This is a genomic window from Paraburkholderia silviterrae (assembly GCF_004353915.1).
Taxonomy (GTDB): Bacteria; Pseudomonadota; Gammaproteobacteria; order Burkholderiales; family Burkholderiaceae; genus Paraburkholderia; species Paraburkholderia silviterrae.
This window is the reverse complement of sequence record NZ_SMRP01000033.1, coordinates 1-21,209: the sequence shown is the minus strand read 5'-3', so window position 1 is coordinate 21,209 and position 21,209 is coordinate 1. Positions and strand designations below refer to the sequence as shown.

16 protein-coding genes and 2 pseudogenes are annotated in these 21,209 nt (G+C 63.1%); 5 read left to right on the top strand and 13 right to left on the bottom strand.

From position 1 onward, the window contains the following. Window positions 1-8: 8 nt before the first annotated feature. A complete protein-coding gene (locus EYW47_RS34985) occupies window positions 9-1,223 on the bottom strand; it encodes an ABC transporter substrate-binding protein (RefSeq protein ID WP_133199383.1) in 1,215 nt (404 codons plus the stop codon). A gap of 145 nt (window positions 1,224-1,368) precedes the next feature. Further along, the gene (locus tag EYW47_RS34980; protein WP_133199382.1) at window positions 1,369-2,607 is read right to left on the bottom strand and encodes an ABC transporter substrate-binding protein; all 1,239 of its coding nucleotides are present in this window, start codon (window positions 2,605-2,607) and stop codon (window positions 1,369-1,371) included. Window positions 2,608-3,368: 761 nt separating this feature from the next. Between EYW47_RS34980 and EYW47_RS34975 the strand changes: the two genes are divergently transcribed. Beyond that, on the top strand, window positions 3,369-4,391 hold the full coding sequence (locus EYW47_RS34975) for an acyl-CoA dehydrogenase family protein (protein ID WP_165976763.1): 1,023 nt from the start codon (window positions 3,369-3,371) through the stop codon (window positions 4,389-4,391). Between the two features lie 188 nt (window positions 4,392-4,579). Here the strand turns inward: EYW47_RS34975 and EYW47_RS34970 are convergent, their stop codons facing one another. Then, window positions 4,580-5,266, bottom strand: coding sequence for an SDR family oxidoreductase (locus EYW47_RS34970; RefSeq protein WP_240764049.1), 687 nt, complete (start codon window positions 5,264-5,266; stop codon window positions 4,580-4,582). Here EYW47_RS34970 and EYW47_RS34965 point away from each other — a divergent pair. Next, a pseudogene (locus tag EYW47_RS34965) lies at window positions 5,237-6,103 on the top strand (CaiB/BaiF CoA transferase family protein); the annotation flags it as partial. The gene EYW47_RS34970 and the pseudogene EYW47_RS34965 overlap by 30 nt on opposite strands. 85 nt (window positions 6,104-6,188) lie before the next feature. Here EYW47_RS34965 and EYW47_RS34960 read toward each other — a convergent pair. The 6 genes from EYW47_RS34960 to EYW47_RS34935 all read right to left on the bottom strand — a co-directional run bounded on the left by EYW47_RS34960 (window position 6,189) and on the right by EYW47_RS34935 (window position 14,331). Beyond that, the gene (locus tag EYW47_RS34960; RefSeq protein ID WP_240764051.1) at window positions 6,189-8,243 is read right to left on the bottom strand and encodes a putative bifunctional diguanylate cyclase/phosphodiesterase; all 2,055 of its coding nucleotides are present in this window, start codon (window positions 8,241-8,243) and stop codon (window positions 6,189-6,191) included. A gap of 501 nt (window positions 8,244-8,744) precedes the next feature. Then, a complete protein-coding gene (locus tag EYW47_RS34955) occupies window positions 8,745-8,927 on the bottom strand; it encodes a hypothetical protein (RefSeq protein WP_133199378.1) in 183 nt (60 codons plus the stop codon). A gap of 37 nt (window positions 8,928-8,964) precedes the next feature. After that, on the bottom strand, window positions 8,965-9,228 hold the full coding sequence (locus tag EYW47_RS34950; protein ID WP_133199377.1) for a hypothetical protein: 264 nt from the start codon (window positions 9,226-9,228) through the stop codon (window positions 8,965-8,967). 273 nt (window positions 9,229-9,501) lie between these two features. After that, window positions 9,502-10,971, bottom strand: coding sequence for a purine-cytosine permease family protein (locus EYW47_RS34945; RefSeq protein WP_133199376.1), 1,470 nt, complete (start codon window positions 10,969-10,971; stop codon window positions 9,502-9,504). A 356-nt stretch (window positions 10,972-11,327) separates the two neighbouring features. Continuing rightward, window positions 11,328-12,716, bottom strand: coding sequence for an aspartate aminotransferase family protein (locus EYW47_RS34940; RefSeq protein WP_133199375.1), 1,389 nt, complete (start codon window positions 12,714-12,716; stop codon window positions 11,328-11,330). Between the two features lie 124 nt (window positions 12,717-12,840). Then, on the bottom strand, window positions 12,841-14,331 hold the full coding sequence (locus EYW47_RS34935) for an aldehyde dehydrogenase (RefSeq protein ID WP_133199374.1): 1,491 nt from the start codon (window positions 14,329-14,331) through the stop codon (window positions 12,841-12,843). A gap of 231 nt (window positions 14,332-14,562) precedes the next feature. On the opposite strand from EYW47_RS34935, the gene EYW47_RS34930 reads away from it, so the two are divergent. Next, window positions 14,563-15,480: a LysR family transcriptional regulator gene (locus EYW47_RS34930; protein WP_133199420.1), complete on the top strand. Its 918-nt coding sequence runs from the start codon at window positions 14,563-14,565 to the stop codon at window positions 15,478-15,480. Between the two features lie 68 nt (window positions 15,481-15,548). Here EYW47_RS34930 and argE read toward each other — a convergent pair whose 3' ends face one another. The 4 genes from argE to EYW47_RS34910 are packed head-to-tail and all read right to left on the bottom strand — an operon-like array spanning window position 15,549 to window position 19,164. Next, window positions 15,549-16,712 (bottom strand): acetylornithine deacetylase, encoded by a 1,164-nt coding sequence (gene argE, locus EYW47_RS34925; protein ID WP_133199373.1) that lies wholly within the window; start codon window positions 16,710-16,712, stop codon window positions 15,549-15,551. Further along, complete coding sequence (locus EYW47_RS34920; protein WP_133199372.1) at window positions 16,705-17,382, bottom strand: DUF1028 domain-containing protein; 678 nt, start codon at window positions 17,380-17,382, stop codon at window positions 16,705-16,707. The genes argE and EYW47_RS34920 overlap by 8 nt, the downstream gene beginning before the upstream one ends. 10 nt (window positions 17,383-17,392) lie before the next feature. Then, window positions 17,393-17,824: a RidA family protein gene (locus EYW47_RS34915; protein ID WP_028222958.1), complete on the bottom strand. Its 432-nt coding sequence runs from the start codon at window positions 17,822-17,824 to the stop codon at window positions 17,393-17,395. After that, on the bottom strand, window positions 17,824-19,164 hold the full coding sequence (locus EYW47_RS34910) for a flavin-containing monooxygenase (protein WP_133199371.1): 1,341 nt from the start codon (window positions 19,162-19,164) through the stop codon (window positions 17,824-17,826). Before EYW47_RS34910 ends, EYW47_RS34915 begins: the two co-directional genes overlap by 1 nt. Before the next feature lie 604 nt (window positions 19,165-19,768). Here EYW47_RS34910 and EYW47_RS34905 point away from each other — a divergent pair. Next, the gene (locus EYW47_RS34905) at window positions 19,769-20,902 is read left to right on the top strand and encodes a polyamine ABC transporter substrate-binding protein (RefSeq protein WP_133199370.1); all 1,134 of its coding nucleotides are present in this window, start codon (window positions 19,769-19,771) and stop codon (window positions 20,900-20,902) included. Between the two features lie 136 nt (window positions 20,903-21,038). Continuing rightward, a pseudogene (locus tag EYW47_RS42750) lies at window positions 21,039-21,209 on the top strand (polyamine ABC transporter ATP-binding protein); the annotation flags it as partial.

Sequence of the window (21,209 nt, the reverse complement as noted above, 5' to 3'; positions counted from 1 at the left end):
CGGCGCACTCACCATGGCAGCGCCGGATAGTTGAGCTTGCCCGTGGCGCGCTCCTTCGGCCACACGAGCACGATACGGTCGCCCTGGATCTGCGCCATGTTGTTGGCGAACGCCGGGTTGTCGCCATTGGCCGCGAAGCTCACCTTCCCGATCAGCGTGTCGTGCGGCTTCGCGCGCAGCTCGGCGGCAATGCCGTCTTTCTTGAGCGTGCCGGCGTCGGCGGCGCGCGCCATTGCGTTGAAGAGCAGCATCGACTGCACGAACGCGAACTCGGCCACGTAGTCGGGCTCTTTCTTGAACGCGGCCACATAGGCGTCGACGAACGCCTTGCCTTCGGCACTGCCGAACTGCGCCGGATGCGGCAGCATCGCGCAACCGATCACGTTGTTCACGAGGTCCGGAAACTCGGCGGCCATCTTCGGCGTGGCAAGCGCCCATACCCCCATCACCGCCTTCAGTTGCGGCTTGAGGACCTTCGCCGCGCGCAGGATGCCGATATAGTCGTTCTCGTAGCCGATCATCAGCATGACTTCGGGCTTGTCCTGCAGGCGGATCTTGTTGACGAGCGGCTTGAAGTCCGTCATCGTCGGCTCGAACGCGTGCACGGTCACCTTCACGCCCTGCGCGCGCAGCTTCGTGGAGACGTCGTTGCTCAGGTCGGTGGTGGCCTGCTTCGTCGAGACGACGATCGACACCGACTTCACGCCCATGGCATCGAGCTGCCCCAACACAGCCTTCGAGTAGCCCGATGCGGGGCCGATGCGGAAAAAGCGCTTGAGGCCGCGCGAGGTCATTGCGCTGTCGACGGCGCCCGAGGTGATGTAGACAAGGCCTGCCTTGTCGGCCGCCTCCGAGGCCGGGCTCACGGAGTTCGAGCCGTAGCCGCCGGTAATCGCGAGCACGCCCTGCGAAGCGAGATTCTCCACGGCGGACACGGCCTTGGCCGGTTGCGCTTCGTCGTCGATCACGGTGAGCGCGACCTTGTGCTTGCCATTGCCGCGATTGAACATGTCGGTGGCAACCTTGATGCCTTCGAGCTGCGCGTTGCCCGCGCGCGCCATCGATCCCGTGAGCGGCAGCTCGACGCCCACCGGCAGCACGTCCGCGAATGCGGACGGTGTGGCCGCCAGCAGTGTGAGCGCACAGGCGCCAAGGTTGATGATCGCGCGCGCGAACACGCGCCGTTTGCTGCAATCGGCACTGCGAGAAGTGCTGCGGGACATCGAGTCCTCCAAACCGTCTTTTATGGTGTTGTCGTGCGCGCCCTGGCTCGATGGCGAGGGCGTGCTTCGTGCAACTCGCACGCCGCGCGTCTGCATGCGCGCTTGGCGTGGTGAGGATTTCAGGCGCTATCTGAATCGCGGAGGCTCACCACGGCACGCCAGGATAGGCGGGCTTCGCGGTGGCATATTGCGCAGGCCAGACCAGCGCGAGCTTGCCGTTCGCGGCGAACTGGCCCATGTGCGCGACGTAGTGCGGGTTGTCGCCGCGCGCATCGAAGCTCACCTTGCCGAGGAACGTGTCGTCGCGCTGGGTGGCGCGCAAGGTGTCGGCAAGCCCGCCCTTGTCGAGCGTGCCGGCCTTCTGTGCGCTCGCAATGGCGTCAAAGAGCAGTTGCGCGTAGACGAACGAAGTCTGCGACTGGTAGTTCGAGACGGTCTTGAAGAGCCGCTCATAGGTGTCCGAGAAGTCGCGCTGGTCGGCCGAGCGGTAATCGGCCGGCGACGAGAGCACCGTCGCGCCGTACACGTTCGGCACGAGATCGGGGAACGACTGCGCCATCTTCGGGCTCGCGAACGCCCACGGCGCGGCAATCGCCTTGAGGTCGGGCTTGAGCACGCGCGAGGCGCGCAGGATGCCCACGTAGTCGTTCTCGTAGCCGAGCATGGCCATGGCGTCGGGCTTGTCCTGCAGCTTCACCTTGTTGATGAGCGGCTTGAAGTCGCTGATCGAGGGATCGTAGGCATGCAGGAAGGTCTTCACGCCCCTGGCCTTGAGCGCGGCGTCCAGCTGGCGCGCGAGGTCGCTGGTTGCGTCCTTCGTCGAATAGAGGATGGCCACCGACTTCACGCCAAGCGTCTCGAAGAGGCCCGCCATGCCCAACGTATAACCGGGCGTGTTGCTCACGCGAAAGAAGTTCTTGAGGCCGCGCGTGACCATGTCGTCGCTGGTGCCGCCCGAGGTGACGTAGACGAGCCCCGCCTTGCTCGCGGCCTCGGAGGCCGGGCCCGCGCAGTTCGAATTCGCCGCGCCCGCGATGGCCACCACGTGCTGCGAGGCGAGCTGCTCGACGGCCGCGACGGCCTTCGCGGGATTCGACTCGTCATCGACGGCGACGAGCGTGATCTTGTCTTGCGGATGGCGCCGGTTGAACAGATCGGCGGCCACTTGTATGCCGCGGTACATCTCCGTGCCGGCCTGCGCGAGCGGTCCGGTCAGCGGCAACTCGACGCCCACCTTCCATTCGGTTGAGTGGGCTTGCGCGGGTGCCAGCAGGCCGCTTAGCGCGGCGGCCAGCGCCGCCGTCGAGGCGCCGCCGCCGGCGAGACGGCGCAGCGTTCGCACGGCACGGCGCGCTTGCACGGCGCGCGGCTTGAATCGGGTCATGTCTCCTCCGTTGCCTCGAGGGCCTTTTGTATGAGGGCTTACCGCCGCGTTTTAGTTCGCATTTCGAATCATTCGATAGCGGCGCCGGCGACCGACGGCCCGGACCAACGGCCGGACGCGCCGCGCCCAGTGGCTGCGAAGCGCCTGCTGCAATGGGTTTGCCGCTATGGAACAGGTGCCAGTGTGGGCGAGCGCCAGCAAGCCAACAATTTGTTTTCGGAGAAGCCGGCGTTCGGCTCGGTGGAAGTCGGCAATTGCACCTAGGTGTGGGGCGGGCTTCAAGCCTGCCTGTCCGGCGGCCTCGGCGGCTACGGGAAAACCCTCAAGGCAATACGGCACACACCCCTCATTCGCGAAGTGTCGGAGATTAATTGCATATGCAACTAGCCAGCTGATATCTCCGTTAAGCGCACACCAGGCCATTTCGGATCCGGCAATGAATTGTTGCGCAGGACGGTGGCACAACCCGTATGCCTTGGCACAGCCCTGGCGTATACCCCGAAGTTATGGGCGTGGCGCGCGATTTTTGTATTCGAATCAACGAAACAAGGCCTTAAACGCGGGGCCAATCGATGCAGCGGAGATTTTTTCAGGTTGCCTCGTCTTGACCGCGATCCTAGAATCGGGACGGATTTGGGCCGCGCTCGCGCGCCGCCCGTCAGAAGAAAATGGGGTGAGACATGACGACGGCACCGGTTGACGCCTCACGGGCCGGGAGCGCGGACTATGCCAGGACTACGCCAAACAAAGGGGAGAAACGAATGGACGACATGCTGACCGCTTCGGCGCAAACCGTGCTCGCCGACCTCTGCACACCGCAATTCGTGCGCGGCGTGGAAGCGGCGCACGACCGCCGTGCGGGCCGCGAGCTCTGGCGGCAACTCGAAGCACGGGGATTTCTGGACGCGCTCGTGCCCGAGGCGCAGGGCGGCGCGGACTTGCCGCTCGCCGAGGCCGCAGGCGTGCTGTTTGCGTTCGGCCAGCACGCCTTGCCGCTGCCCGCCGCGCACACGATGATCGCGCGTCATCTGCTCGCCGCGGCGGGAGTAGAGGCGCCGCGCGGGCCGGTCGCGCTGGCGATCGCCGACTCCACGCAACGCATGGCCTTCGTGCCTTACGGGCAGGTGGCCGACGCGGTCGTGGTCGAAACGTCGGCGGGAACGTTTCTCGTCTCGCTCGACACGGCCTGCGTGGAAAAGCATGGCGAGGCGCTGGACGCCACCGTGAGCTTCGACACGCGCACGGCGCACGCGCTGCCCGCGCGCGGCATCGCCGAGCTGGGCGCACTCGTGACCGCGGCCACCATGGCGGGCGCGATGCAGCGTGTGCTCGACATGACGACCGGCTATGTGAACGAGCGCCAGCAGACCGGCAGCTCGCCCGCCAAATCCCATGCCGTGCAGCAGCAACTGAGCGTGATGGCCGAGCACGTCGCGGCCACGCGCATGGCCGCGCAGCTCGGCTGCGCGGCGCATCGCAGCGGCCGGCAGCGTCTCGCGAGCGCGATTGCCAAGGCGCGCGCGAGCCGCACGGCGCCGCTCGTCGCGAACGGCGCGCATGGCCTCGTGGGCGCCATGGGCGTCACCGCCGGGTTCGATCTGCAGCTCTATACGCGGCGGCTGCATGCGCAGCGCCTGCAATATGGTTCGGAATCCTTCTGGGATGAGATCGTGGGCACGCACGCGCTCGATCACTGGAATGGCGTTGCTGAAGGCGTGGTCGGCATTTTCGACGCGCTCGATGAGGCGGCCATGCCGCCCCGCACCAACACCTGGACACACTGAGCACTCACTGAAACCGCTCCGCGAACACGCCGCAGGCATGCACCTCAGGGGGCGTGCGCCACGCATCAACCACCGGCGTGGCACGCGTGCGGCCGGTTGATCGTGAGGATCTGGATGCCGTCGCGGTACTCGATCAGCAATTCATCGCTCATGTGCTCTCCTTTAGTGTGAGCGTCCCGAGGGTCCGCTCAGCGCGGCTGCATGCGGATCGCGCCGTCGAGGCGGATCGTTTCGCCGTTGAGCATGGGGTTCTCGAGAATGTGCAGCGCGAGCGAGGCGAACTCGTCGGCGACGCCCAGGCGCGGCGGGAACGGCACCATCTTGCCGAGCGAATCGCGGATCTCTTCGGGCAGGCGCGCGAGCAGCGGCGTGTCGAACAGGCCCGGCGCGATGGTGCACACGCGGATGCCCTTGCTCGCGAGATCGCGCGCGGCCACGAGCGTCATGCCCACCACGCCCGCCTTCGACGACGCATACGGCACCTGGCCGATTTGCCCTTCGTAGGCGGCCACCGATGCGGTTAGCACGCACGCGCCGCGCTCGCCGCCCGCGTTGGGCGGGTTGCGCGCCATGGCCGCCGCCGCGAGCCGCAGCGCGTTGAAGGTGCCGATGAGATTCACGCGCACCACCTCTTCATAGGCTTGCAGCGAGCCGGGCGAGCCGTCTTTCTCGATCAGGCGCACTGCGCCTCCACGGCCCGCGCAGTGCACGAGCACGCGCAGCGTGCCGCGCTGCGTGGCCGCGTCGAACACGGCCGTCATGTCCGCTTCGCTGGTGACGTCGGCGGGCACGAAGCTCGCCGCCGGTCCGAGTTCATCGGCCACCGCCGCGCCGCGCGAGCGAGGCGCAGCCTCAAGACCCGCTCTCGCGTGCACGTCACACTCGATCTGAAGCGCGCAGAGGACGTGGCGCGCGCACTCGACTTGATCGCCGATGCCGATGCGCTCATCGAAGGCTTTCGCCCCGGCGTGATGGAGCGCCTCGGGCTTGGCCCGGCCGTGTGCCGCGCGCGACGGCCCGCGCTCGTGTACGGCCGCATGACGGGCTGGGGCCAGACGGGGCCGCTCGCGCACACCGCCGGCCACGACATCAACTACATCGCGATCTCCGGCGCGCTGCACGCCGTGGGCACGGCGGGCGGCGACCCCGTGGTGCCGCTCAATCTGGTGGGCGACTTCGGCGGCGGCGGCATGGTGCTCGCGTTCGGCGTGATCGCGGCCCTCTTGCGCGCGCGCACGAGCGGTGAAGGCTGCGTGGTGGACGCCGCGATGACCGACGGTGCGGCCATGCTGATGAGCATGATGTACGGCTTTCGCGCGGCGGGGCACTGGTGCGACGCGCGCGGCACCAACCTGCTCGACGGCGGCGCGCCGTTCTATCGCACCTATCGCTGCGCGGACGGCGGCTGGATTGCCGTGGGCTGCATTGAGCCGCAGTTTTACGCGGCGTTCATGAAGGGCATCGGCGCGGACGATCTGCTCGAGCTGCCGCAACGCGACAAGGCGCATTGGCCATTGATTGCCGGGCGGATCGAGCAAGCCGTGGCCATGCGCACGCGCGACGAATGGATCGCCCTGTTCGAAGGCAGCGACGCCTGCGTCTCCCCGGTGCTGGGGCTCGCCGAGGCGCCGCACCATCCGCACAACGTCGCGCGCGGGGCCTTCGCGCAAGAGCGCGGCGCGTGGCTGCCGCAATGTGCACCGCGCTTTAGCGCCTTCGATTGAACTACGATTGAACTTCGATTGAATCGTGCGTCGCGGCTGACGCACGCGGTGCAGCCTGGCGCAGCATGTCGTTTCAGCCTGCGGCCGCCAGGTGGGCCTGCGGCTCGCCCGCCAGCCGGATCTTGCCGCTCTGAACCAGTTGCGCGAGCGGCGCGGGCCGGCCCAGCAAAAAGCCCTGCACTTCGTCGCAGCCTTCGCTCGCGAGCAAATCGAGCTGGTCCTGCGTTTCGATGCCTTCGGCCAGCACGGGAATCCCAAGGCTCTTGCCGAGCGCGAGCACGGCGCGAATGATGGCCGTTGCCTGCCGGTTCGACTGAGCCTCGCTCACGAACGACTGGTCGAGCTTGATCTTGTCGAACGGGAACGAGCGCAAGGTATCGAGCGACGAATACCCGGTGCCGAAGTCGTCGAGCGCGAGGCTCACGCCAAGCGCCTTGATGCGCTGGAGCACTTCGAGCGAGCGCTGGCGATCGGCGAAAATCGTCGATTCGGTCAGCTCGAGCTCGAGCCGCGCGGGCGGCAGGCCGGTTTCGGCGAGCGCCGCGCTCACCAGCGCGGGCAAATCGGCATGCACGAACTGCACGGGCGAAAGATTCACGGCAACCTTGCACGGCGGCATCCAGGTTGCCGCGCGCGTGCAGGCCTCGCGCAGCACCCACGCGCCAATCTGGAGAATCAGGCCGTTCTCCTCCGCAAGCGGTATGAACACGGCCGGCGAGACGAAGCCAAGGCGCGGATGCTCCCAGCGCAGCAGCGCCTCATAGCCGCAAATCTCGCCGCTCGGGATCGAGGTCTGCACCTGATAATGGACGCTCAGCTGTCCGCGCACGAGCGCCTCGCGCAGATCGGCCGCGAGTGTGCGGCGCGCCCGCGCCAGCTCGTCCATCTTCGGCTCGTAGAAGCACACCGAGCGCGTGAGGTCGGCCTTCGCGCGGTACATCGCGAGGTCCGCGTTGTTGACGAGCACGGTCTTAGTGGTGGCATCGTCGGGGTAGATCGCCACGCCCAGGCTCGCGCCCGATAGCACCTCCCAGTCGTCGTAGCGGATCGGCCGGAACAATGCCGTTTCGAGCCGCAGCAGGAAGTCGTCGAGCGCTTCGCGCCGCGCGAAGCGCAGGATGGCCACGAATTCGTCGCCGCCCACGCGCGCGACGAATTCATCCTCGCTCACGAGGCTCGCGAAGCGGCGCGCGAGAATGCGCAGCACCTCGTCGCCGGCATGATGGCCGCGCAGGTCGTTGACGTCCTTGAAGCGGTTCAGGTCGATGCCGATCAGCGCGAGCTTGCCGCCCTCGGCCGCCGCGCGCTCCATCTCCGCCTCGATCCGCTCGTTGAAGGCCGCGCGGTTGGGCATGCCGGTGAGCATGTCGGAGAGCGCCATGCTGCGCAGATGCTCGAGCGATTCGGCGCGCACGCTGTCGTCGAGCAAATAGCTCACGAGGCCCGCGCCCACGATGACGAAGGCCATGCAGGCCACCGAAAGCGCGAGCGCCTGCAGCGCGGCGGGATCGGAGAAATGCCCCGACACGGCCATCGGCTCGACCTGGAATGCGCTCATGCCCGTGAAATGCAGCGATTGGATCGCGATCGCAAACAAGCTGGCCACGGCGGCGACCGAGCCGCCCGCCCGCCGCGCGGCGCGATCGAGCGCGAGCGCGCCCAGGCCGACCGAGAGCGCAATCGAGGCGATCAGGTACGGCCGGCTCCATATGACGAGGCCTTCGACGTGGTAGGCCGCCATGCCGGTGTAATGCATGAGCGCGATGGCCAGACCGACAAGCGCGCCGCCCAGCGCGGGCGCGGCGCGCGTGAGGCCGCTGCACGCCACGGCGAAGCCAATCAGGCTGCCGGCCAGTGCGATGAGCAGCGAGACGAAGGTGAGCAAGGGATCGAAGCTCACGGGCACGCCGGGGTCGAAGCCGAGCATCGCCACGAAATGCGTGCACCAGATCGCGACGGCCGACGCGGTGGCCGCGAGAAACTGCCAGCCTGCACGCTGCACGCCGCGCGTGGCGAACGCGCGCCGCACGAGGCGCGCGGTGACCCACGAGCCAGTGCCGCAGATCAGCAGGGCCACGATGACAAGCCAGATATTGTGCTTGTAGACGATGCAGCCCAGCACGGTCATCACGGAAAGACCTCCTTTGCGCGTGGATTTAATGATTGCAATGCGGATTCAAAGCGGCCCGACGAAAACACGGCGTATGGCGTTTTGCGACGGTTTCGGAATGGCGCGGCGTCGATGCTCGAGGCGGGCGAATCAAGACGAACCGGTCCGGCGCCATGCGCACGCGGCCCGCGCGCTAGTCTACGGCACACATGTGTCGCGACTTTATATAACCCTTTTTAGTCGACGTATTTGCAAACGTTTAGCGTGATTATTCAGACGATTAACCGCGATTTGTTTGCGGCCTATCGTCTGATATTCGGCAATGACGTTTTGGGAGGAGCCCCGGTATCTGGAGGACGACACCTGGATCTGGCGTGGCGCGCTTTGGGGATGGATCGGTTCGAGCGCTCGTGGCGCTGCGCGGCCACACAGACAGGCGAACGGCGCTCTGCCCATGGGAGGCGCTAGCGATTCGCGCCGAAGGTGCACGTGTCTGGCCGCAATCGTGCGCCCGTGCGCCTACCAGAGGCTATCGAGCAGCATGTGGGCAGCGGAATATGCGCCGGAGAAGATGAGCAGGCACGCGAGAACCATGCCGAAATCCATATACAGATGGATGTGGCGCTCGATATGCGTGGCGAGCAAACTGTCTGGATCGACCGGAATCGATTTGACTGCGTGAGAATGGTTAGTGTTGAACATGGTGAATCCTGATCGCGAGCGAACTCGCGCTACGGCATCAATGTGGGTTATGCATTTCATGAGCCGTGCCGCTTCCCTCGAACATGCTGTGAGTCACGGCGAGCGCGCCGAATGACATGAGGATGCCGGCGAAGATCGCACCCGTCAGGGCAAACTTGTTGTCGTGTCCTTCGGCGACAGCGCCAGTCTCGTCGCGCGAGCGCAAAGCGCCTGTCCCGCTGGCGTGCGGCGGCTCATCCCCAGCGAGCAAATGAGCGCGGGCACGAATGGACGAAATTTCAATCAGTGAAAGGGGGCTCACGGTGGTCTCTGTCAATATCGGCTGAACAGGTTTCAGGATAGACAGGCGAACCGGCTCGCGGAATCAGACGAATTCGAGATGCAACTCGCCGCGCGTCCGCGTCAAGCCTTACCTGGGGCCTCCCGACATGGGGGGCACGGTTTCCATGCATGAGTCTGCCGCACGTATCGCTGCGCCGACGACGGCTGGACTACCGTAGGCAGTGTCGGGCCAGCGCTGCACTTCAACGCCTGCGGCCGGCCCACGGTAGTCACGATACGATCGCTCAGAACATCATTCGACTTCGGCGATGGGTTCACGCAAATTTCGATCGGCAAGCGCCTGCGTGGAGGTCGACCGGGAACCGCGGCCAGACTGTCCAACCGCACCCACCGTGGACGCCGGCTTCAGCCTGCAACCGACGTAGTAGACCAGCGACGTCAGCGAGAGCCCAACGATCCACGAGATATCCGCTCCTCCGAGCCGTTTGGCGACTTCACCCGTATAGAGGTCCGTTGCCATAAACGGCAGTTGCACGACAATGCCAACGAGGTATGAAAAAACGGCCGTCGTATTAAAGCGCCCATACACGCCGCCATCCTGGCGAAAGAACGAATCGACGTCGTAATCGCAATGACAAACGATGTAATAGTCCACCAGATTGATCGAGGTCCAGGGCACGAGGACATAAAGAAGAATGATAATAAAGTTCGTATATCCAGCCAAAAAGTCCTTTTGCCCGAATATCGAAATCGTCATGGCAATCGCCCCCAGAACGATTGCCGTGACTGCCCGCGCGCGCGCCTTCCCTGACCAAAACGGAAAGAGTGTTTGCAAGACGGTGATTGCGGAAAGCGCGCCGCAATAGAGTTCCATGGCGTTACTTGCGGCAATGCCCAGAGTCAGCACGACAATCACCAATACGCTCACGCCTTTCGTCAATTCAGTCAGGCCGGTCACGACATTGCCATCGGAAGTCGCGAGGCCAACCAGGCAGCCGAGCAGCATCGGCAGAACGGAACCGAGCACGCATCCAAAGTAGCTGGACCAAAACGCGGTCCGCGGCCCGGTGTCCGGCGGCAGATAGCGCGAATAGTCGGAGACGTACGGCGCGTAGGCAATCTGCCAGAGCGCGGCCACCGACATGGATCCGAGAAACCCGGAGAGGCTCAGGCTGCCCCGCGTGAACGTATCGCCCGGCAAGCCATGCACGAAAATGATCCAGACGAATGCCAGCGCGAGCACACCGCCTGAGACCCAGCTCAGCAGCCGCGCATAGGCATGGATCAGGCTATAGCCGTAGATCGAACCCAGCAGGCTGACCAGCCCGATCAAGACAATGCTCGGATTCAAAGGCACGGACGGATTGAGGCTGTGTAATGCTTGCCCGCCAAATACACAATTCGACGCGAAAAATCCCACGTACATGATGACGACAAGCGCGACGACCAGCAGGGATCCAAATGATCCGAACTGCCCTCGCGTTTGAATCATTTGCGGCACGCCGAGTTGCGGCCCCTGCGCGGAGTGCAGCGCCATGAACACGGCGCCCACCAGGCTTCCCGTCACGATCGCGAGCGTTGCCCACCAGAATGGCTGCTTGAAAACCGTTGTCGCGATGGACCCGGTTACGATGGTCAGCATCATGATGTTCGAGCCGAACCATATGGTGAACAGATCTTTGGCGGTACCGTGCCTTTGTGAAAGCGGAATGCGTTGTATGGTGCTGTCTTCTACTGTTGCGAGGCCTTCTTCACGACTCATCTCGTCTCCTTATGTTCCGACCTTTCGAATCCATGCCATCCGGAATTCAACGAAATCGATCGAATTGATGCTGGGTATCTCGACCAGATTTCAGATATTTCCGAAGTGATAATGTCGGCTATTGGAAATGAATTTGAAAGCAGATTTTTGCTTTCCAATGACCATCATTTGGCAATGTCGACCCTCGGCTTTTCGAGGGCGGCCTGACTGGAGATCGCAGTCGGGCAAGCAGATCTGGCAGGAGGTGAAGGGAGTCGTGCCGGCAAGGCAGATGCGGCGTACCAGAAGATCCGATGCAGACAAAAATGGCGAGATCACGCATCGCGTGATCTCGCCATTGCACGAATAGCCTTTATTTAGTCCTGCTGCGCGATCATTGCCGCGGTGGCGTCCACCGCCTTGCGCATCTTGTCGACGAGTTCATCGATCTGCCCATGCGTCATCACCAAAGGCGGCGCAACAATCAGCCGGCCGTTCGTCGAGCGCACCACGGCGCCCGCATCGAACGCCACGCTGCGGCTGTGCCATGTCAGGTCCGCTTCATTCTCGTAGCGCTCACGCGTCGTCTTGTTCCTGGCGAACTGGATGGCCGCAACGGCTCCCGTGCCCTGAATTTCGCCGATGAGGGGATGGTCGGCGAACGCTTCCCGCAGCAGCTTCTGAAGATACGGACCCGTGTCGGTCCTGGTGCGCTCGACCAGTTGCTCGCCTTGAAGCACGTCGAGGTTCGCCAGCGCCACCGCGGCCGCAACGGGATGGCCCGAATAAGTCAGGCCATGCGCGAAGACACCACCCTTCTCGACCAGCGTCTCGCCAATGCGGCGGCTCATGATGAGCCCGCCCATGGGCACGTAACCCGACGTCAGGCCCTTCGCCACGCAAACGAGATCCGGCGTGAAGCCAAAGTAACGATGCGCGAACCACTCGCCGGTTCGGCCGAAGCCGCCAATCACCTCGTCGGCGCAGAGCAGCACGTCGTATTGCCGGCAGATGCGCTCGATTTCCTGCCAGTAGCCCGGCGGCGGGAAGATCATGCCGCCGGCGCCCTGGAACGGCTCCGCAACGAACGCGCCGACGTTCTCGGCGCCAAGCTCCAGAATCTTGCGCTCGAGCGATCGCGCCGCCTTCAGGCCGAACTCCTCGGGCGTCAGGTCGCCGCCGTTGGCGAACCAGTAGGGCTCGTCGACGTGCGTAATGTTGGGAATCGGCAGATCCCCCATTTCGTGCATGAAGCTCATGCCACCGAGCGACGCGCTGCCGACCGTCGAGCCGTGATAGCCATTCACGCGGCCAATCAGCACTTTCTTCGTCGGCTTGCCCATGATGTCCCAGAAGCGGCGGACCGTGCGGATCAAGACCTCGTTGGATTCAGAGCCCGAATTCGTGTAGACGACGTGGCTGAACGGTTCGCCCAGCAGGCCGAACAGGCGCTCGGACAGTTCAATGACCGAAGGGTGCGTGGTATGAAAGAACATGTTGTAGTACGACAGTTCCTTCATCTGGCGCGAAGCCGCCTCCACGAGCTCCGCGCGTCCGTAGCCGACGTTCGTGCACCAGAGACCAGACATGCCATCGATATAGCGATTGCCATCCGAATCCCATAGGTAGCTACCTTCGCCGCGAACCATCACACGGGGACCTTCCGCATTCAGCGCCTTCTGATCCACGAATGCGTGGATGTGATGCGCGGCATCGGAGCGCTGGAAGTCGCGGGTCGTACGGTGACCGGGTGTGGGAGCATTCATAAAGTCTCCTAATAATGTAGTGAAGTTTGCGCGAAGCACGAGCAGGCACTAGCACGCGCGAGCAATTGACGATTCGAGAATGAGCGGCCCCAAGCGGTTCATCGCAAGGGGCGCTCTGCCGATATCAGCGAAATTGAAACCACGTGGTTTTCAATTGGCTGTATTTATCGAACGAGTGCAAGGACAAATCCCTGCCGAAACCCGATTGCTTGCCGCCGCCAAAGGGCACGGTCACATCGAGGGCATCGACGGTATTGACGGACACCGTGCCGGCCTTCAGCGCACGCGCCACGCGATGGGCGCGATTGAAGTCGTCAGTCCAGATCGAGGCGGCAAGGCCGTAGACGCTGTCGTTGGCCAGGCTCAAAGCCTCGTCCTCGGTGTCAAAAGCGCTGATGGCGAGAACGGGACCAAACACCTCATCGCGCGCGAGCCGCATGTCTTGACGCACATTCGCGAACACCGTGGGCTCGACGAAGTTCTCCGAGCCGTTCACGCTCAGGCGCTTGCCCCCCGTCACCAGGCGCGCGCCATCGCGCTGCGCTTGCTCCACGGCGCTCATGATCTGTGAAGTCTGCTGCGCGTCGACGATCGCGCCTGCGCGGCTCGCCGGATCGAGCGGATCGCCCGGCATCCAGTCACGCGCCTTTTTCATCAGGCGTTCGATGAACTCGTCCTGAATGGAACGCTGCACGTAGAGACGCGAGTTTGCCGAGCACACTTCGCCCTGATTGAAGAAGATGCCGAATGCGGCTTTTTCCGCGGCAAGGTCGAGATCGCGACAGTCGTCAAAGATGAGATTCGGACTCTTGCCACCGCATTCGAGCCATACCTGCTTGAGGTTGGACTCGGACGAATACCGCATGAAGTATTTGCCAACCTGAGTGGACCCCGTAAAAACCAGGCAATCGACATCGGGATGCAGGCCCAACGCGCGTCCGGCAATCTCACCCAGACCCGGAACGACATTGAGCACGCCTTCGGGCACACCGGCTTCGAGCGCCAGCTCGGCCAGACGCAGCGCGGAAAACGGCGACTGCTCCGCAGGCTTCAGAACCACGCTATTGCCCGCGGCCAGCGCCGGCGCGAGCTTCCATGCTGCCATGTCGAGCGGAAAATTCCACGGCACAACCGCTGCGACCACACCGAGCGCCTCGCGCGTGATAGTCGCCAGCGCGTTCGATGCAGTGGGCGCAACCTGATCGTAGAGCTTGTCGAGCGCTTCGCCATACCACGCGAATACGTGGGCCGCGCCCGGCACGTCGATGTTATAGGCGTCCATGACCGGCTTGCCCATATTCAGCGAGTCGAGCAGCGCAAGTTCCTCGCGGTTGGCCAGCATCAGCTCCGAGAGCCGCTGCAAGACCTTCTTGCGCTCACCCGGCGCCATGCGTACCCATGGCCCCTTTTCGAACGCCTGACGCGCGGCTCGCACGGCCAGATCGACGTCCGCCTCATTACATGCCGCGACGCGTCCCAGCCGCTGATTCGTGGCCGGATTGATCGAGTCGAATGTCGCGCCCGAAGCGGCATCTACGCGGCGTCCGTTGATCACTGCCTTTTCGATGAAAACCTGCTCGGCAGCTCGCCGCTGCCAGTACCCGAGGTCGAACATGCTGTGCTCCGCGTGGGGCCGCTGCTGCGGCCCGGTTGCTTATTGAATGGAGACGATGGTGCGGTATTTCACGCGAAAGGAAAATTATTAAAAATATTCTCGCGCGATATGATAAAACTTTGCAGCCCCGCCCCACTGCGGCGCCTTTCCCAGGGTAAGGTTACGCACACAAAACACAGGACAAATATTCCGCGCGGCCCAGGGGCCGGCGGCCGGATATCAGAGGGACACGTGGCTTTTTATACCTTGCGACAACTCAAGTACCTCGTCACCACGGTGGAAGCCGGCAGCGTGGCGGAGGCGTCGCGACAGCTCCATATTGCTCCACCGTCTATTTCGAGCGCCATCAAGGGGCTGGAAGAGAGTTTCGGCGTGAAGCTTTTCATCCGCCATCACGCCCAGGGCGTGTCGCTCACGCCCGGCGGCATGCGCTTCTATCGCAAGGCGCAGGAGTTGTTGCGCGTGGCGCGCGAGTTCGAGCAAAACGCGCTCGCCGACAACGACGTGGTGACGGGCCAGATCGACATCGGCTGCTTCGAGACCGTGGCCCCACTGTATTTACCGCAATTGATTGCGGGTTTTCGCGAGCTTTATCCGGGCGTCAACATCCGGCTTCGCGACGGCGAGCAACAGGATCTCGTGCAGGGATTGACGGCCGGGACCATCGATGTGGCGTTCCTCTACGATCACGAGCTCGACGGCACCATCGAAGCCGAGCCGCTCATGCCGGCGCAAAAGCCGTATGTGCTGCTGCCGGAAAATCATCGGTTCGCACGGCAGTCGCAAGTCTCGCTGCACGATCTCAGCGTGGAACCCATGATTCTGCTCGACGTGCAGCCGAGCCGGACTTATTTCGTCAGTCTTTTCCACGATCTGGGCCTGACACCCAATATCGTCTTCGGGTCCCCTTCGATCGAAATGGTGCGAGGCATGGTCGGTCAAGGATTCGGCTTTTCACTCCTCGTGACACGCCCGAATTCGGAATGCACCTACGATGGAAAAAGGGTGGTAACGATCGACATCTCCGAGTCGGTTACGCCTTCGGGGCTCGTGAGCGCGCGGCTCAAGCGCGGACAACTGACGAAGCCCGCGCAGCTGTTCGTCGACTTCTGCCGGGAGCAGCTCACGCATCTGCACGCATCGAAATAGCCACGCGCCCCGCTCGCCATGCGTCGACGCATGATGAGCGGGGCGCATCGATGAAGATCGCTTTGCGTTCAGAGTGGATGCTTCACACGCGTTGCGAGCCGCTCGAGCATCGCGTCGCAATCGGCGAGTTGCTCCTCGCTGACGAACTCGTCCGGCTTGTGCCCCTGATCCATGCTGCCGGGTCCGCACACGACCGTCGGTATGCCCGCCTGCTCGAAAAGACCGCCTTCTGTTCCGAATGCGACGGTGCCGAATTCGGAAGAGCCGCTGATCGCCGCCAACAGCCGGGCCGCTTCACTTTCGCGCGGCGTTGCCAGTCCCGGGTAAGCGCCCAGTGGCTGGAAGCTAATGTCCGTTTCGGGCTTCACCGTACGCATGGCGGGGAGCAGTTCCGTCTGGGCGTACCGTTGCAGCTCATCTGTCACCTCCTGTGCATCGAAGCCGGGCAATGTGCGCACCTCAAAATCGAACTCGCACTCCGCCGGCACGATGTTCAGCGCCCTGCCGCCCTTGATCATGCCCGTTTGAACCGTCGAAAAAGGCGGATCGAAGCGCTGGTCATGACGCTCGGGGCGCGCGAGCTGCGCGCCGATTTCATCGAGCCGGCCAATCAGGCGGGCCGCATACTGGATCGCATTCACCCCATACGGCGCGTACGCTGAATGGCATGCGGCGCCCTTTACCGAGCATCGCATCGCGAGCTTCCCTTTGTGCCCGAGCACGGGCTTCAGCTCAGTTGGCTCGCCGATCAGACACAGAACGGGCTTGTGCGGACGCTTTGCAAGCTCCGCGAGCATCGGGCGCACACCGAGGCATCCGACCTCCTCATCATACGAAAACGCCAGATGGATCGGCACATGCGGATCCGCCTCGATAAACGCGGGCACCGCTGCCAGGACCGAGGCAATAAAGCCCTTCATGTCCGCCGTCCCGCGGCCGTAGAGGCGCCCGTCACGCGCAGTCAACCGGAAGGGCTCGACCGTCCAGGCTTGCCCGTCGACCGGCACGACATCCGTGTGCCCGGAAAGCACCACGCCGCCGCGCCCGCCCGGGCCGATTGTGGCAAAGAGATTGGCCTTCGTCCGTTCCGCGTTGTAGATGAGTTCACTGCGGACTCCGAACCCAGCCAGATAGTGCTCGATAAACGCAATCAACTCGAGGTTCGAGTCGCGGCTGACCGTCTGGAAACCCACCAGCCGTTCGAGCAGCATGCGGCTGGACATGTCACGCATCGCCTGGCACTCCGTAGCTCGGCGCCAGGGTGGGGTTCAGCGCTCGCGTCAGGTAATCCTGCATCTGCGGACGATAAGCCTGCCAAAGCGCGTCGAGCGCCCCGATCGGATCTTCGTCCGCCCAGTCGACGCGCAAATCGGCGACGGGCCACGTGTGATCGCCAACGATCTTCAATGCGGCCGAATGCACGGGCCCGGCTTCCCCACCCGCCTCGGTCGCAGCATGCATCGCCGCGAGCAGGCGATCCGCCAACATACCCGATGCGTTCTCGAAGGCCCGCACCATGGCCGTGGTGACTTCGATGCTCGCGAGCATATTGCCCGCGGCCACGCATTGCTCCCCCGCCAGGGCGTGATGAACGCCCAGCGCCTCCTTGCCGGTGAAAAATGCCGTGCGGCCCTGTGCGTCGATTGTCGTCACCTGCCGATACTCGCTCCAGCCGTTCGCGTTGAGGGCACGCTCGACGGCTGCCGCGGGCTCCAGCTGGTCGTGCTCCAGCAGGTCGAGCACCTGCGGACCCAGTGCCGGCAGCGTGACGTTCTGCGTGGCCACCACTCCGACCCCCGCCCGCGCCCACGGGCAACGCGCGCCCACCGCGATACTTGAGGAGCTGATGGCAATGCCAAGCTGCCCGGTCTCAGGGCAACGTCCGACGATCGAAAATGTCATGGCCTGCTCCTTATGCCTGTGCCTGCGTCCAGCCGTCCGGAACCACCGCGATGACGTCGATTTCCATCAGCCATTGCGGCTGCCCCAGTGCCGACACCACAAGACCGGTCGAGATGGGGAAAACCCCCTTGAGCCACTTGCCGACTTCCTGATAGACCGGCTCGCGATAGCGCGGGTCGATCAGATACGTGGTCGTCTTGACGATGTGAGAGAGATCGCTGCCGGCTTCCTCGAGCAGTTGCTTGACGTTCTTCATGGCCTGCTCTGCCTGTGCACGCGGATCGCCCAGGCCGACCAGGCGTCCTTCGAAGTCGGTCCCAACCTGACCGCGCACGTAGACCGTGTTGCCGGCCCGCACGGCCTGGCAAAGATCGTTGTCCAGCGACTGATTCGGATAGGTATCCTTGGTATTGAACATGCGGATACGGGTATGAGTCGGCATCAAATTACTCCCAATGCGTTGGTGTTCTGGATCTGCGAATCGACGTTCGCGTATTCGGTGTTGGCGAGATGCGCTTCGGCCTTGCGCTGCGCGGCATCGCGATACTCGAGATAGCTGCTCTGGGTGGCAATATGGCCGGCGACATGCTTCGCGTCGTGCCAGACACCCCAAATGAACGACGACCCACGCCGGGACAGCCACGGCAGGCCCACGAAATAAACGCCCGGCTCTGCCGAGACGCCGCGCTGATGCCTCGGCTTGCCCTTTTCGTCGAATGCATTCACCTGCAGCCAGCCGTAGTCGTTGGCGTAGCCCGTGGCCCAAACGATCGACGTCACGCCCGCTGCCGCCAGATCCAGTTCGAGAAGGGGATGTGCCACGCAATCCGGATCCGGCACGATCTCGCGTGCGGCCGGCTCTTCCGGCAGATCCAGACCATTGCGAGCAATATAGGCGTCTGCCGCATCGAGCAACGACAGATAGTTAGCGTCTCCGTTTGCAAGGTTCGTCACGAGATCTGCTTCAAAAGTCACGACGTCATCGGCAAACGCCCTGGTGAGGCCAACGAGCGTCATGCCCTGATGCGCGAGCTTTCGAAAGTTGACCGTATGCCCCCCTCTGGCGCCGCTGACCGCGATGGTGACGTGTTCCCTGCCCGGCACGACGGTCTCGGTATCCCAAAGCCCAAGCACACCGAGCCACCAGCAGAAGTCGCGGTTCCGATACGTGCGCGGCGGACGATCGTGAGGGCCAACGGAGAGATACACCTTCTTGCCCGCGCGCATCAGCTCTTCGGCGATCTGCACGCCCGATGAGCCGGCGCCCACGACCAGCACGGCGCCGTCCGGCAATTGCGCAGGGTTGCGATAGTCGGCCGAGTGAATCTGCACGAAACGATCGGACTTGGGCGCAATCGGCGGAATGACCGGCCGCTGGAATGGCCCCGTGGCCACCACGACGCGGCGTGCTTCGATCACCCCACCGCTCGTTTCAACAGTAAAGCCACAACGGCCAGCATTGCGCGTGACTCTCGTCACTTCCACGCCGCTGCGAATGGGCGCGCGGAACTTCTTCGCGTAGGCCTCGAAGTAGTCGGCCACGCGCTCCTTGGGCGCGAAAGCGTCAGGATCGAGGTCATCGAATTCCATGCCGGGAAAACGGTCGTGCCACGCGGGACCGTTCGCGACGAGCGAATCCCAGCGGCCGGTCCGCCACCGTTCCGCGATGCGGTCCCGCTCGAGAACCAGATGCGGCACGCCAAGCTTGCCCAGGTGTTCGCTCATGGCAACGCCGGCTTGCCCGGCGCCGACAACGAGCGTGTCAACGGTTTCGATACTCATTGCTCTTTCCTCGTGCGAGGTTAGCTAGTGGTTGGTGTTGTTCATATTCTCTTCAGAGTCCAGGAATTACGAAATTATGATTTTTGTGTTCCTTGGCTAGCAAAAACCTCTTGGTGCTGCGTGCATAGGAAAAATCTCCGCAACCAGTAAAGAAACTATTTTTTTCCGCCTCTTTGCACCGTGCTACGCTTGATCCGTCGTTCGAAGCGCAATGCCTGCAAACCGGCCAAACGCCCGCCAGGACTGCCTTTGAGGGGTGGGCTCGCTGGCCCGTCGGGCGCGGCACGGCTATCGGATGCCGTTCCATCGACTGGATGAGAAAGGCGGCATGGACGAGATCGGCGACCTTCCGGGAAGGCAGTGCATCGCGAAGATCGAGACGATAGCGCTGGTCATGTGCCGTAGCGGGAGACACACCGGCCGGCCGCGTAGCGCCGCCGCATGAGGCTAAAAGAATCGAATTTATGCAGCGACAGGATTCATACAGATTAATTCGTCATCCTTACAATAATATAAAACTCCATTAAAAAAATCCAGTGCTTCCGGATTTTCATTGATCGCCAATGATGCTCGCTTCTACTTCTTTGCCCATAGAGGAAATAACATGAGTGCCCATTGCAAGCGCCATTACCTTCGTCCGACCATCGCAGCTGTCTCACTCGCAACGGTGGCAACCTTGGGGTCGTTCAATACGATTCCCGCGCAGGCGGCCGATACCCAGTTGAACGTCTACAACTGGTCCGACTACATCGGCAAGGACACCATTCCCGACTTCGAGAAGCAGTCCGGCATCAAGGTCAAATACGACAACTACGACAGCGACGACACGCTGCAGGCCAAGCTGCTCGCGGGCAGTTCCGGCTACGACATCGTGGTGCCCACTTCGAACTATATGTCGCGACAGATTCCAGCCGGCGTGTATCAAAAGCTCGACAAGTCGAAACTCCCCAACCTTGCGAACCTCGATCCGGCCATCATGAAGGTCATTGCGCAGTTCGACCCCGGCAATCAGTACGGTGCCCCCTACGCCTATGGCACGGACGGCATCGGGTACAACCAGCAGGCCGTGCAGAAGGAGCTTGGGCCGAATGCGCCGGTAGACAGTTGGGCACTCATCTTCGATCCGAACAACCTTTCGAAACTCAAGAGCTGCGGCGTTTCATTCCTCGACCAGGCAACCGACGTGTTCGCCGCAACGTTGCAGTACATGCACAAGGACCCGAACAGTACCAGCCCGGCCGATTACCAGGCAGCGTATGAAGTGCTGAAGAAAGTCCGCCCGTACATCACGCAGTTCAATTCGTCGGGCTATATCAACGATCTCGCGAACAGCGATATCTGTGTAGCGTTCGGATGGTCGGGCGACGTCGGCATCGCGCATCGCCGGGCTCAGGATGCCAAACGTAGTTACGACATCAAATTCTCGAATGCCAAAGAGGGTGGCCTGATCTGGTTCGACGTCATGGGCATTCCCAAGGATGCCCCGCACCCCGAGGCCGCACTGGCCTGGATCAACTACATCGAAGATCCGAAAGTCAACGCCGGCATCACCAACGACGTCTTCTATCCCACTCCAAACAAAGCGGCGCGTTCCTTTGTGACCGCCTCGGTCTCCAACGACCCGGGTGTCTACCCGCCCGAGGACGTGCTCTTCAAGATGACGCTGATTAAGGCGCTGCCCGCCGACATCCAGAGACTCGAAAACCGCCTGTGGGCACAGCTCAAAACCGGGCATTGAATCGCGTGACTGCGGCCCGCTGACCGGACTGCTACCGGCCGCGCTCTGACCCTTCCCTTTGCGAAACATACGTTCCACCTCGCGGCGCGTAGGGCAGCGTACGCCCGCAGCAGGTGGAACTCGTAGCACGACAAACATGGAGACAACGCAAATGCCCACCACCCATATTCAGGAGACGCAAGTTCCTTCACGTGATGCGTTCATCCGCATCGAAAACGTCGTCAAGAAGTTCGGCGACAGTGTCGCTGTCAACAACGTGAGCCTGAACATCGCGAAGAACGAGCTCTTCGCGCTGCTCGGCAGCTCG